This window comes from Sphingobacterium athyrii (genome assembly GCF_003071065.1).
GTDB lineage: Bacteria > Bacteroidota > Bacteroidia > Sphingobacteriales > Sphingobacteriaceae > Sphingobacterium > Sphingobacterium athyrii.
In genome coordinates, this window is the sequence record NZ_QCXX01000009.1 from 280,440 (window position 1) to 294,411 (window position 13,972).

Annotated in this window: 13 protein-coding genes; 9 read left to right on the plus strand and 4 right to left on the minus strand. The window is 41.5% G+C overall.

The genetic code is table 11. The features are described from left to right. Positions 1–5 precede the first annotated feature (5 nt). The 4 genes from DCO56_RS26015 (at position 6) to DCO56_RS26030 (ending at position 5,244) form a co-directional block, all read left to right on the plus strand. Positions 6–1,631 carry a RagB/SusD family nutrient uptake outer membrane protein gene (locus DCO56_RS26015; RefSeq protein WP_108636604.1) on the plus strand — a complete coding sequence of 542 codons (1,626 nt, stop codon included), beginning with the start codon at positions 6–8 and terminating at the stop codon, positions 1,629–1,631. 53 nt (positions 1,632–1,684) lie between these two features. After that, the gene (locus DCO56_RS26020) at positions 1,685–2,854 is read left to right on the plus strand and encodes a SusE domain-containing protein (protein WP_181390679.1); all 1,170 of its coding nucleotides are present in this window, start codon (positions 1,685–1,687) and stop codon (positions 2,852–2,854) included. An 8-nt stretch (positions 2,855–2,862) separates the two neighbouring features. After that, complete coding sequence (locus tag DCO56_RS26025; protein WP_219929452.1) at positions 2,863–3,990, plus strand: glycoside hydrolase family 76 protein; 1,128 nt, start codon at positions 2,863–2,865, stop codon at positions 3,988–3,990. A gap of 69 nt (positions 3,991–4,059) precedes the next feature. Further along, complete coding sequence (locus DCO56_RS26030) at positions 4,060–5,244, plus strand: glycoside hydrolase family 76 protein (RefSeq protein ID WP_108636667.1); 1,185 nt, start codon at positions 4,060–4,062, stop codon at positions 5,242–5,244. A gap of 178 nt (positions 5,245–5,422) precedes the next feature. Here the strand turns inward: DCO56_RS26030 and DCO56_RS26035 are convergent, their stop codons facing one another. From DCO56_RS26035 to DCO56_RS26050, 4 genes are read right to left on the minus strand one after another with little or no spacing between them, the layout of a single operon-like run. After that, positions 5,423–6,352 carry a DUF5777 family beta-barrel protein gene (locus tag DCO56_RS26035; RefSeq protein WP_108636668.1) on the minus strand — a complete coding sequence of 310 codons (930 nt, stop codon included), beginning with the start codon at positions 6,350–6,352 and terminating at the stop codon, positions 5,423–5,425. Positions 6,353–6,371: 19 nt separating this feature from the next. Further along, positions 6,372–6,926, minus strand: coding sequence for a YceI family protein (locus DCO56_RS26040; protein ID WP_108636607.1), 555 nt, complete (start codon positions 6,924–6,926; stop codon positions 6,372–6,374). Positions 6,927–6,936: 10 nt separating this feature from the next. Next, positions 6,937–7,338, minus strand: coding sequence for a c-type cytochrome (locus tag DCO56_RS26045; protein WP_108636608.1), 402 nt, complete (start codon positions 7,336–7,338; stop codon positions 6,937–6,939). A 24-nt stretch (positions 7,339–7,362) separates the two neighbouring features. Beyond that, on the minus strand, positions 7,363–8,217 hold the full coding sequence (locus DCO56_RS26050; protein WP_245935923.1) for a hypothetical protein: 855 nt from the start codon (positions 8,215–8,217) through the stop codon (positions 7,363–7,365). A gap of 163 nt (positions 8,218–8,380) precedes the next feature. On the opposite strand from DCO56_RS26050, the gene DCO56_RS26055 reads away from it, so the two are divergent. From DCO56_RS26055 to DCO56_RS29800, 5 genes are all read left to right on the plus strand, one after another. Then, positions 8,381–8,959 (plus strand): RNA polymerase sigma factor, encoded by a 579-nt coding sequence (locus DCO56_RS26055; protein ID WP_219929453.1) that lies wholly within the window; start codon positions 8,381–8,383, stop codon positions 8,957–8,959. After that, positions 8,956–10,170, plus strand: a complete 1,215-nt coding sequence (locus DCO56_RS26060) for a hypothetical protein (RefSeq protein WP_108636609.1) — start codon at positions 8,956–8,958, stop codon at positions 10,168–10,170. The genes DCO56_RS26055 and DCO56_RS26060 overlap by 4 nt, the downstream gene beginning before the upstream one ends. A 381-nt stretch (positions 10,171–10,551) precedes the next feature. Beyond that, the gene (locus DCO56_RS26065; protein WP_108636610.1) at positions 10,552–10,947 is read left to right on the plus strand and encodes a hypothetical protein; all 396 of its coding nucleotides are present in this window, start codon (positions 10,552–10,554) and stop codon (positions 10,945–10,947) included. Positions 10,948–11,187: 240 nt separating this feature from the next. Beyond that, complete coding sequence (locus tag DCO56_RS26070) at positions 11,188–11,778, plus strand: DUF3267 domain-containing protein (RefSeq protein WP_108636611.1); 591 nt, start codon at positions 11,188–11,190, stop codon at positions 11,776–11,778. Between the two features lie 418 nt (positions 11,779–12,196). Continuing rightward, entirely contained in the window at positions 12,197–13,963 is a 1,767-nt protein-coding gene (locus DCO56_RS29800; RefSeq protein WP_245935924.1) for a family 43 glycosylhydrolase, read from the plus strand. Positions 13,964–13,972: the final 9 nt, after the last annotated feature.

A 13,972-nucleotide genomic window follows, 5' to 3' on the forward strand; every position in this document is an offset into this window, starting at 1 on the left:
ATGTGATGAAACGATATAAATTACTTATAGGAGGCCTAAGTTTGGTGGCTGCTGTGCATTTCACTTCCTGTAATAAGCTGGATACCTTGCCAACAGACCGTTTTACCGATGAAAACTTTTGGGATTACCCTGAAAATGCGGAAAAAATGGTCAATATGGCCTATAATCAACTATTTTCTGCAGACCGTTTATGGAATGATGAAGCCCTCAGTGATAATATTTTTGAGGGTAGGTCTAATACAGATCAACGCGCCATCCGTAATGGCACTGCGGACCCGACATTAGGGCGTTTCGGCTCGGAATGGTCAGATCTCTATGGGGGCATCAAAACCTGCCATGTTTATCTTGAAAATGTAGATCGCGTACCGGGGCTGGATGCAGCACTAAAACAACGACGTATAGCAGAGGTTCGGTTTATTCGCGCTTCGCTCTATTTTAGGCTGGTCAATTTTTACGGTGATGTCCCTTTTTTTACCAAGGATATAACCCTGGAGGAGTCCAAGACGATACCAAGGACACCTAAAGCCACCGTCATGGCCTTTATTCATCAGGAATTGGATGAATGTATGACGGATCTGCCCAGCAAAGATGCGCTACCCGCTGATGATAGAGGCCGGATTACAAAAGGTGCGGCTTCGGCTTTTCAGGCACGGGCCTACCTGTATGAGAGCAACTGGAACAAAGTGCTGGAGTATTGCGAAAATCTGATAAAGAAACAGGCGGAATTTGGAACATATGCCCTTTTCGATAGCTATCCCGACTTGTTTACAGCAGCAAAAGAGTACAATTCGGAGGTTATTCTGGACTATGCCTATGTGCCGCAGCTGAAAACCTGGAATAAACTCTACGATGCCGCGCCGATCTCGGCCCAAGCTCGTCTGAATGGTTATGCACCTTTGCAGAGCCTCGTGGATAATTATATCACCCTAGATGGAAATACAATCGCTACAGATCCCAATTATAGCAGTGACAATCCGTATGTTAATCGGGATCCCAGAATGGCCGCAACGATTGTTTTCCATGGCGGTCAATGGACCGACTTTGATGGAACGGTGCGTAAGATTTTTATCAAACCGGAGTCTGGAGGGACAGATAAAGAGCGTCTTGACGAATACCAGGGAGCAAGTGCCAATGCATCACCCACAGGGTATTATGTCAAGAAATATTATGATCAGACAGCGACCGTAAAATATGATGCCGGGCTCAATATCATTATGTTCAGATATGCTGATATCTTATTGATGTATGCCGAAGCGAAAGAAGCGCTTGGACAGCTCGATGCTGCAATATGGGATATGACGATCAAACCTATCCGCAAACGGGCCGGCTTCGAAGCAGCGAAAGCATTGGATTTTCCGACATCCGGTGACCTGAAAACAATTGTCCGAAATGAACGGCGTAGCGAGCTTGCGCTTGAAGGTTTACGTTACTATGATATCCTGCGTTGGAAAGCTGGTAAAACCTATCTGGATGGTCAGGTATTGGGGGCTAAATATGGCGGCAACAATAGCTATATCAAATTGGATATTCGACGCTTTGATGAGAGCCGGGATTATTTATGGTCAGTTCCAAGGACACAGATTGATCTGAATAAAAATCTATTGCCCAATAATCAAGGTTATTCAAACTAAAATTTAATTGAAACAAACCGTCACCGACCATACAGAAAGAAAAAATGTACGTTTTGAACGATAAAATTAAAGAAAAAGACATGAAATGGTATTTTAAAGTTATAGCAATGATCGTATTGGCTGCGGGCATCGTTTCCTGCAAAAAAGATGATATGAAATATTCGGATGCGGATGTATCCGCTGTGGAGAATTTATATGCGCCTGCGGACGGGAAATCAGTCAAATTGTTGAGTTCCAGTTCTGCTGCCTTATATTTTGAATGGGAGTCCGCATTGGTAGCTGACGGGGGAGCTGCCCAATATGAAGTCGTTTTTGATAAAGTGGATGGCGATTTCAGCAAACCCTTATATACGGTTACCTCGGACAATAACGGGAACTCAAACGGAGCAAACATCAGTCATAAAATATTAAATCAGGTTGCTGCCAAAGCGGGAATCGAGCCGGGCACGAGTGGCGATGTCAGCTGGTCCGTCTATTCAATCCGAGGGATGAAACGGGTGCTGGGTAAAGTGAAAAAAGTGTTGAACATAAAAAGCCTGGAAGGATTTGCAGATATTCCGGACGAACTGTTTATTACCGGAGAAGGAACAGAGGGTGGCGAAGCAATTACGCAGGCATTACCGTTTAAACTCATCGGCAACGGTGAGTATGAAATCTTTACCAAATTGGATGCAGGTAAGAAATATACGTTTACGGACCGAAAATCAGCAGATGGCCGGATTTTCTATTCCGAAGATCAAACAAAATTAAAGGAAAGTGAAGTAGGAAGTAATACTGTGACCAAAACAGCCATATACCGCATTCGGATTGATTTTAATGTTGCGACAATTACCTATGCGGAAATCAAAAGTATGGGTGTTTATTTCTCACCTTCAGGAACAGTTGTACTTGACCTGCCCTATCAGGGTAAGGGGATCTGGTCAGCGACCGGCATTATCAATTTTAAGCAGGAAAGTTGGGGGCGCGACCAGCGCTATAAGTTCCAGATGGAAACCGTCAAGGCAGGGAAAGCAGAGACAGTACAACTAGGCCCCACAGAACCTGGACTTGATGTTGCGCCGAGCGGATCCGATCCAAGCTATTTCTTCGTTCGTATTCTGCCCAACCTCTCGCAATGGGATGACAAGTGGAAATTTGTGGATGCAGTCGATGGACATCCGACAAAAATCTCGATGATCCTACAGGGGGACAAAGATTATACACATGCGGTGGTTCCAAATTAAGGAGGGGAATGATGAAAAAAATAGTAATGTTGTCATCCATGCTGCTGTTGCTGTTTGGATGTACAAAAGTCGAGGATACATACCCATACGACGATACGATTCAGGAATCTTGGACAGCAATTGCGACGCAGGTATCCGATAAAATGATCACGGGGTTTTGGAATGAAGCGGGGTATTTTAACAACGCCATCAATCAATCCGATCTCGGATTTCAATACTGGCCCAATGCCCACGCCATGGACGTCGTTATCGATACCTATTTACGAACCAAGGACGCGAAGTATAGTGCCTATTTTAGCAAGTGGTTTGAGGGTGTTAAAGTCAAAAACGGTAATAATTATTACAATGTATTCTACGATGATATGGAATGGAATGCCTTGACCATGTTGCGGTTATATGAAGTTACCAAAGAACAGAAATATCGGGATGCAGTACTGCTTCTATGGGCAGATATCATCAAGGGCTGGAATGAACAATTTGCCGGTGGAGGATTAGCATGGCGGAAAGATATGTTATATAGTAAAAATGCCTGTTCCAACGGACCGGCTAGTATTCTTGCAGCTAGACTTTACAATCTAACGAAAGATGAAAGTTATCTGACATGGGCCAAAAAGATCTATGAATGGCAGAAGGCAACACTTTACAATCCATCTTCAGGGGCTGTATATGATAATATCAATGGTGAGACCGATGCTGTCGATCAGACAACACTGACTTATAATCAAGGAACTTTTCTGGGGACCGCCGTTGAACTTTTTAAGATTACCAAAGATCAGATCTACTTAGTCGATGCACAAAAAATTAGTTATTATACCATTACCCGCTGTACCGATATTGGAAATAATATTCTACGTGATGAAGGCAGTGGTGATGGCGCATTGTTTAAGGGGATTTTTATCCGGTATTTTGTGGATTATTTGGATCTTGAAGGGATCAACGCAGATTACCGTGCTAAATTTGAAAAGTTTTTGGTCAACAATGGGAAAATAGCCTGGACCAAGGGGACCAGTCTGCCGACTTTATTTTTTGGTTCTTCCTGGTCTCAGCCGCCAGTTGGAAACAGTGAAATTACAGCCTATACAAGTGCTGCAATGCTGTTTGAGGGCCTGGCACGCTATCAAACGAAATTAAAATAATAGATTGTATACGATAGCCATTAGGTTGCCCGTCAGCTCCTGATGGCTACATTAAAATAATAAATGCTGATGAAACAAATAAACCGGATAACGACAACAGTACTCTTGACAGGCCTGTGCTATATGATGGGACAGGCACAGGTGAAGAAAGGTCAATTTTCTGATCACGCCCAGAAGACCCTGGATGTGATCTATGATAAATACGGGAATACACAAAATAAATTATTGACTGAAAAGTACCCCTTTGACCATAATTTTAAAGCAGACTACCTGAATAATAACACGCAGGCAGAACAGCAAAAAAAATACGCCTATCTCTGGCCTTTCTCGGGTAGTTTTTCGGCGGTCAATGCGCTGATGGAACAGTCAAAAGATAAAGCAGCCTATCAGAAAATATTGGACCAGAAGGTACTCGTAGGGCTCAGTGAATATCGGGACGAAAAGCGTAAACCAGTGGGGTATGCCTCCTATATCAATTCAGCTCCTGCGTCGGATCGTTTTTACGATGATAACATCTGGTTGGGCATTGATTTTACAGATAGCTACATACAGACCAAAAAGACAGATTATCTTCAACATGCAAAGGAGATCTGGACCTTTGTAAAAAGTGGTGAAGATGACAGGCTTGGTGGCGGTATTTACTGGTGTGAACAGAAGAAAGAATCCAAAAATAGCTGTTCGAATGCTCCTGCAGCGGTATTTGCCCTAAAACTGTTTGAAGCGACCAAACAGAAAGATTATTTACGTGAAGGCCAACGTCTGTATGAATGGACAAAAGCAGCGTTGCAGGACCCAAATGATAAGCTTTATTGGGACAATATGCATCTTGATGGTAAAGTTGACAAAGCCAAGTATTCTTATAATTCTGGTCAGATGCTGCAGGCCGCGGCATTGCTCTATCAGTTGACCAAAGAAAAGAAATACCTGGACGATGCGCAGCAGCTTGCTGAAGCTTGCCTGGGCTATTTTTTTGAAACAAGAGCGGGAAAAGATTTTCCGGTCTTAAAAAACAGTAATCTATGGTTCCACGCTGTGATGATGCGCGGCTATATCAGCCTATTCGAGCAGGACGGAAATCGAAAATATATCGATATTTTTGCTCAGAATCTTGATCTCGCATGGCTTCGGATGCGGGATCAGGATGGACTTTTTGATACCGATTGGACTCTGGAGAATCCTAAAAAATCAAAATGGCTGTTAGATCAATGTGCTTTCGTGGAGATGTACGGGCGTTTGGCGAAATTCGGGTATTAGAGAATCCCTAACAAGCTTCTAAGGAATGAAATGAGAACTCGGTACAGGACCGAGTTCTTCGTTTACCGTTTCCGTCTTTACGATTGTTGATCCATATTATTTTTTGGCTATCGCACGCTCAGGATTTTATTTCAGTCTTATAGATAGGGAGGCTGTAGCAAGGGAAAGTATTCGTACATTATTTCTTACTAAAATTGAAACGTCGTGCAATGCTAAATCCCCAGCGGAATTGACCTTTACCCCAAGAGCTATTTGTTTCGCTGATAAATTGCGATTCTTGAATCGCAGTAGCATTTGTAAAATTGAGGTGGAATATATGTCCTCCGGTGTCCATCTCTAGACCAACACCCAATGCATTATAATAGCGCTGACCACTCACTTCCTCGCGATATTTTTTATTTGATGACTTACGGAAAGGAAATATATAGTCTGCAACAAGTGCTATCCGATTACTGATTTTGGCCCGACCACCAATCCCAAGTGCAAAGAGATCATTTTGGTCATTGTAGGCAGTATAATTCCGATGAAGATAAGAAGGGACAACAGTCAGTGATAAATTCGAACTGAATTTTCGCGCAATGATCAGCTGTGTTACGTAGCTTAGCCGGTCACTGAACCCGGTGAAACTTGCTGCCGACTGCTTATCCTCGGCTGCTCCCATGGCTGATACCGTCGTACTTCCAAAAAATGCAATGGACACCGGTATCCTGTTGTCGACTGTCTGTTCGATAAACCGGTACTTGATATTTCCTTCATAGAGCTGTCTGACTTCCGTAGCTCCTTTTGCTCTGGCGATCGCTATGTTCAGGTTATCGAGTAGGCCATAGTCGAAGCCGATTCTTATATCGGTTGAATTGTCTAGCCCAAAAAAATTCTTTGCGCCACCGGCACTACCGGCGATATCACCAAAACGATGATCGACCCTAAAGTCCATTTCATGACGATGAATAGTTTCGGTTGTCTTAAGATTGATCAGGTTGCCCGATTTAAAGGTTGCCGTAACTTTTTCATTTTTTGGACCTTCTACAGCAATTAATTTTTCAAGATCTTCCTGAGCAGATGTCGTTACCCAAACAAAACACAGGATTATAAATAGTATATTTCTCATTTGCAACAAATTCGTGTCGTTATTGTTTGTATAGCGCATCTACACTGATTTTCACTACTTCTGCAATTTTTTTTCCGACGATGGAGGGAATCGTGATTCTGTGATCTGCCAGCCTGATCTGAAAGCTTGTATTGGCCTTTATTATTCCGCTCTTTACATTGAATATCACCGCGGTTGTGTAAATTTTAGTCACCCCGTGAACCTGCAAATTGCCCTTTACGTTAAGGGTGTAATTACCATCATGGACTAATTTTTCGACCCCCTCGATTTTTCCTTTAAATTCTGCTGAGGGATATTTATCGCTTTCCATGTAATTTTCGTTAAAATGCTCCTGCATAAGCTTTTTGTCGAATTGGAAAGAGGTATTTTTTACCCGAAAGATAATATCTCCGGTTTTGATGTTCATGGCAGATGCCGCTAGCGTGCTCTTCGCTTCGATGTCTTCCAAAGGAGCATTGCTATAAAAAGTGATACTTGTTTCTTTTGAAACTAGGGACGATGTTTTTTGTGCGAATGCCGCGATACCACCAAATATCATAAAGAAGAATATGCTATAAATGTTGATCTTATTCATAAGTAGAATATTAATTCTCAGGTGTATTTCGTTTAATCCAGGCGTCCAGTAGCTCGATCTCCTTGACTGTAAGTGAACCGCCTATAGGCATGGATTTGGTGACCAATACAGCATTGTTGATTCTTGTACTATTGTCTTTGACCGATGAATATCCGCTAAATGTCCACTTTGCGCTGGCGCCGCGCCCTGGTGCATGACAGGAGCTGCATTTTGTTTCAAAGAGCGCTTTTGCAAAATTGATGTACGACACATTTGCAGCCGTCACGGTTTCCTCTTCATCATCGGGACTGAGTTCTTGCGCCTGCTTCTTGGTACACGCTGTCAATGCAATGGCAACTACAGTCATTGACAACACAACGATAGGACGACTCGTCCGACCGTAGGTAGTTGGAGTTTTTAGTTTTTTTAACATAGGTTCAATTCGATTAGGAGTGGATTAGCTTGTTGGAGCGATTGCCGTATTATCGTTCAGGATAGGCCATATACCAACACGTGGAAAACTGATTCCTTTATTATCTCCCCGCTGCTGATCCTGTCCAAAATAGTATAATGGCCAACCTTTGTAAGTCAATTGTTTCTTCCCAAAAACGGTTATGACGGCGATATCTGCCGTTCGTACTAACGAAGGCAGTGAACCGGTTTCTTTTTGATAGATTGGCCAAATGGCGTCATTGCTGAAATCTGCCTCCGTATAATTGTTCTTGTTGAACTTGTCCGGTTTAAAAGCATATAGCGTTCTTCCTTTGTCGTCAGTCAGATAGATTGTTTTACCCGTTCCCTCGCTGTAATCACTCAAATAATTTTTACCGTCATGGCCGACGAGCTGTGCATTGGCTATCATAAGTAAATAGTCAGGTTTTGCGACATACCAGATTTTATTTACGGCATCACCTTTTGCCTGACCAGATTGACCGTCGCCAGCATAGTAATATAAGGGCCAGCCTTTGTAGGTACTCTGTTTGGAACCATCTTCGCGGGTGATTTCACCAAGTAGACTTTTATCGATTTTGACATCTGTGCTTGTTTCACTGCTATAATAAATAGGCCAGGTTGCCAGGCAGTTGCCATTGCAGGTAGATGTCCCTTTAGTGTCGTTTGAGAAGAAATAAAGTGTTTTACCATTTGCATCCGTTAGGACATTGCCAAATTGCGTATTGGAAGATATCTGTATACCTTTGTTTTTGATTTCTGGATCTGGGCTACCTTCGTCATTTTTTGAGCATGCCGAAAACAAGCTCACTGTGACCATGGCTATAAAGCCTGTTACCACCTGCTTTTTGTTTGATTTCATAATTGTATGTTTTAAAATGTTGTCTTGATATTACGAGGACTGAAAGGAAAAAGTTGCCTGTAAATGGCGCGAAAAAAATATATTTTTTACAGGCAACCTTTTGTATAATGCGTTCGTATTAGTCTTAATACTATATTTATCAAAAGAAAGAAAGTAATATCGAGTGGCGATAACAGAAGTTGACGAAAAATCTATCCATATTATTAAAGGATGTATCGATGGGGACCGTAGGGCTCAAAAAGATCTATATACCGCCTATTATGCGATGGCCCTTGGGATATGTCTACGTTACTCGAATAATAGAGAGGATGCCATAGGTATATTAAATGAAGGTTTTTTCAAAGTATTTAAAAATATCGGTAAATACGATTATCAGAAACCTTTTTCCGTGTGGATAAAAAAGATCATGACGAATACAGCAATTGATTTTTATCGGGCCAAGATAAGACAGGGGATACACGTAGATGTTGCAATGTATGAACAGACGATCGTCTATGACGACACGGTCAGCCAGAAATTAAACTATGAAGATCTACTGGCCATGGTACATCAGCTTCCACCAGCATATAGGGCAGTTTTCAATCTCTATGCCATCGATGGTTATGGTCATGAAGAGATCAGTGACATGCTGGGTATTGCCATTGGAACATCAAAATCCAATCTGCATAAAGCCCGTGGCCGGCTTGCTGAAATGGTCAAAATTCAACGTGCAATGTGTGGTAAAACTGAGGAGAAAACATGATGGAAAAGGATAAGAATAAGATTGATGAGATTTTTAAGGAGGGTCTCAGTGATGCGAAATTCGAATTTAATGAATCACATTGGCAGGACATTGAATTTCGGTTAAACAGGGCGAGTCGATCGAAGAAGAAAAAGATAGTCCTTTTAGCAACACTGGTGACAGCTATGGCCGCGGTTTTGGTGTTATTTTTTATCTGGAATTCAGAAGAGGTACTTTGGGACAAACCATCTGATAAAATAAGTGAGTCGGCTAATGCGCATAACCGGGAGACCGCGGATAAAGAACCACTTCGCCCTTTTGAGTCTCCTTTTATTCGCCCTCAGCAGGAGCAGCAATGGATTTCGTTAAAGCCAAAAGAATTAAGGACATCTAAGCTAGAAAGAATAGCTGAAGGAACATCGGAGCAGCCTGTCCAAGTTGTTGAAATTGCCGATGCAAGGCAGACCATGGCACGGGGAACTAGTTTAAGTGCGGCTTTTTCAATTCCAACAATGGAATACAAGGTTAAAACACTACCGAGCTTCAAGTTGAAAGCAGATCCTGTTGAAGCTATCGGCGATCGTTTGGCGGCGATTTATCAACCCCAAGGTGGCGAGGAAATAGTTTCCTCTCAAAAAGATCGATCTGTTGTCAGCTTTTTGGCCGGACCCGATTTAACAAGTGTCAGGGGTGCTGGTAAATCTTCTCTCAGTGAAAATATTGGTTTGGCTTATTCCTACTCGGTGACCAGAGGGCTGAGTGTTTCTGTCGGAGCTACCTATGCGAAAAAAAACTATAAATCCGCGTATAAATTTTATGTACCATCAAACCCGCCTGAGCTGACACAATTACCAAGCAATGTCAGTGCGGTCTGTGATGTTATTGATGTGCCTCTGACGGCGAGTTATACTGTGTTGAAAAGTAAAAAAGTAAAATTCAATGTCAGCGCTGGACTGTCAAGTTATTTTATGCTCAAAGAAAAATACACATTTGATTACGAGGGCGGAGGTGGTTATGGAGGAAATAATAAAACTGCGGTCTATGAAGTCAGCGGTGAAAATCAGCATATTTTTGGTGTGGCTGATTTTTCGATATCTATTGAAAAGAAAATCAACGACAAGATCAATGTCGGTGTAAAGCCATTTGTTAAGCTGCCTCTAACGGGGATTGGCTATGGCAATGTAGATTTGGAGTCAAAAGGGGTAGCCTTTACGTTGGGAGTGAGTCTGTAATCTTAGCATTCGTCACCCAACTGCTGGCATTCAGCATTTTTTTGATCTGACTCTGACGATATCTTACTTCATTGCCAATTTCATTTTGCCATTGCTTCTTGAGGGAAAGAGCATTTTAAATCGAATGTGGATTTCTAATTAGAACAAAGCCGATGTTGGGGGCGTTGACCTGAACCAAGTGATCAGTCTAAGTATGAATGAATTTTGCTAAATACAGTCTTATTTAGTGAAAAGAAAACTGTATTTATACGCCCTTAGGGTATTTATACCTCTTCTCCGATTATAGATACCTGTGTTGATATCCTTACTGTCTGATGGCATAATGTTTGAAATTTACTCATCGTTTATAAAAAATGAATATACACATTAACACATCAACGTATGAAAAAATTAATTCAAACATTAGGACTGGGTATGTTTATCTTAACAGTTTTCATTGGCTTTACTTCATGTAGCAAAGATGACGATCCTGCGGACAATGATCTTTTTATTGGAAAATACGAAGGTACTATCTCGTTCGATGATCTAAATGACAATGGTAACGATGTATCTGCTGCGGAGGGAACAGTTACGGTGACTAAAGTAGGTAACTCCTATAATTTCGCATTTGGAAATAGTATTCCTAATCTTAACGGAGTTGATTTCGAGAAAAAAGATAATGTCTTGATCAATATCGGTTCGGCAGGTACAGGACTTATCCGAATAGATGCTGGTAAATTAACCATTGGTTATACCAAAGATGGTAAGGCATGGTCAGCCGATTGTCAGCGCAAATAATATCGGAATATAAAATATTTTTACCGGGTTGCCCAATCTTTTTTTGACAACCCTTTTTTATGAAATACTTTTTTACATCCTTTCATTCCTTTCTTTGAGTGCATTAAAAGCCCAATGGCCAAAAGATCTCCTATCATGATTGTTATCCGATGTTTGTCACACTTTCTTGTGTTTCTTGTAAGGAACTAAAAATTATATTATTTTTAAGGAGTATCATTGATAAATCCTAACAACAACCATATGGAAATGGAATCACTTTCCGGATATGTTAAAGAAGAACGGTTTATAGATCTGTACAAGGCAAATATCTTTGCCCTTTTCTTATTTATTCCAATTATTCTGTTGTATACCTTACCATTTTATTTTATTTGGGAACGCAATGAAAATCCGTTTGTTTTTATCAAAAATATGTTAGAAATAACGTCGTTATCTTCTGCGTTGATAGGTGTCCTCATAGTGGTCATTGGGGTAGTGGTGCATGAACTAATTCATGGGATAACTTGGTCATGTTATACCAAAAATGGGTTCAGATCGATCAAATTCGGTGTTTTATTGAAGATGTTAACACCTTATTGCCATTGCAAGGAGCCACTTCGTATCCGACAGTATATCATAGGTGCATTGATGCCATCGATTATCCTAGGGATCATTCCTATTATCTATGCATGGTACAGTGGAAATATTCATATACTGCTGTTTGCTATTTTTTTTACCGTTTCTGCTGCCGGTGATTTTATGATTGTTCACTTGATATGGCGAGAAGATATGCGAAGCCTAGTTCTTGACCACTCTTCTGAGGCGGGATGTTTCATCTATAAAAAAGAAGATTAATCGATAGATTGAGCTTATTACTGTTCATTGCATATAGCCGATTGACAAAAGTTAAAAGCTGGTCGAGTTACGTAAGCCAACGATGCAGGCAACTTTAAAATCTCAGCTAGCAAAGAAAAAGCATGCGCACCCACCTCCTGTGATGGTTGTGTAATTTTTTGATCAACTGAACATTTTCAATTGGTTTCGGAGAGGGTACTGTAGAAAATTCTGTCGTTTATCAAAATCCGGGATAATCATTTGTCAGTGGAAGTGCCCTACTGATCATTACGTCCGAAATCGTATTTATGTAATCTCATTATTACATAAATACGAATATATCCCCGTTTTTGACCTATATCCCCCTCAATTTTCATCGAAAAGGGATATATTTTTGTTTATGATAATCAAGAGCTATTGTCTTAAGAAACATAAATTAATGATGAAAAAACTTTTATTTGTCTGCCTTAGTTTGCTTACAAATTATTTCGTTGCGCATAGCCAACAGCCAATACCATCTGGGTATAGTTTGGTCTGGTCTGACGAATTCAATGACGAAGGTTCTCTCGATACAAACAAATGGAGCTATGAGGAAGGCTTCAAACGTAATCGTGAAGAACAATGGTACCAAAAAGATAATGCATTCTGTCGAAATGGTGTGTTGATTATTGAGGCCAAGAGAGAAGAACGTGAACATCCTGGCTTTCAACCGGAAAGTACTGATTGGATTAGTTCCCGTAAAAAGATAAAGTATACCTCAGCGTCAATAAATACCTTGGGCAAACAAAAGTGGCAATATGGCATTTTTGAGATTCGGGCACGTATTCCTATAGGCGAAGGACTTTGGCCCGCTTTCTGGACTTTAGGTACCACCAAGGAATGGCCTTCCAATGGCGAAATAGATATCATGGAATATTACCGCGGCAATATATTGGCCAATATCGCAATAGGGACCGACCAACGTTGGAAAGCGCATTGGTTTAGTAAGACACAAGCCGTCAAAGAACTAGGCGGGAAAGCTTGGGCCGATCAATTCCATATCTGGCGGATGGCCTGGGATGAAAAGGAAATTGCTCTTTACGTGGATGATATCGAGATGATACGCGTTACATCGGATCAATTGGTCAATCGCGATGGTACAGGGTTTAATCCATTTACACAGCCACATTACTTGCTCTTGAATTTGGCGCTGGGTGGTATTAACGGCGGCACGATCGATACGAAGTTACTTCCGGCAAAGTACGAAATAGATTATGTACGTGTTTATCAAAAACCGAAGTCTGAAGTCTTTTCTGACTTTCGACCCGGCGCAACATGGAAAGATCAGTCCGGTGATGTGATCAATGCACATGGAGGCGGAATCCTTTATCAAAACGGAAGGTATTATTGGTACGGTGAGAAACGTGGGGGAAGCACATCGCAGGGGGTCAATGTCTATTCCTCAGATGATCTATACAATTGGAGGTTTGAAAGACTGGCGCTGACTCCGAGTGCTGATTCGACGAGTGATATTGCATGGGGGTGCATCATCGAAAGACCAAAAGTCATCTATCATCATAAGCTAAAGAAGTATGTTATGTGGTTCCACCTCGAGTTAAAAGGACAAGGCTATGTAGCAGCTAGGGCTGCAGTTGCTGTCAGTGATTCGCCCGTTGGCCCATTTCATTTTGTCCACAGCTTTCGGCCCAATAATAATATGTCCCGGGATATGGGGTTATTTGTGGATACGGACGGTAAAGCTTATCAAGTCTATTCATCAGACGAAAATTATGCCCTACGTATGGTTCAATTGACCGATGATTACCTCCATGTAACCTCCAAAGATTCCTTATTATTCCGAAATCATAGAGAAGCTCCTGCTTTATTTAAGTATAGAAACAACTATTATTTGGTTACCAGTGGATGTACCGGTTGGGCTCCAAACCGTGCAGAGCTCCACGGAGCAACAAACCTTTTTGGACCCTGGAAGTCTCTCGGGGATCCCATGGTTGGTGCTAACTCGGCGTTCACTTTTGGGGGGCAGTCTACATTTATACTCCCTGTTGCAGGAAAAAAGGATGCTTTTATTTTCATGGCCGACCGTTGGAATCCCAGGAACCTTACGGACAGTAGGTATATTTGGTTACCCATCGACCTAGTAAACGACAAAACACAAATAAACTGGAGAGATAAGTGGGATCTGACTCATTTTTCAAATAATTCATAATAACTGCAA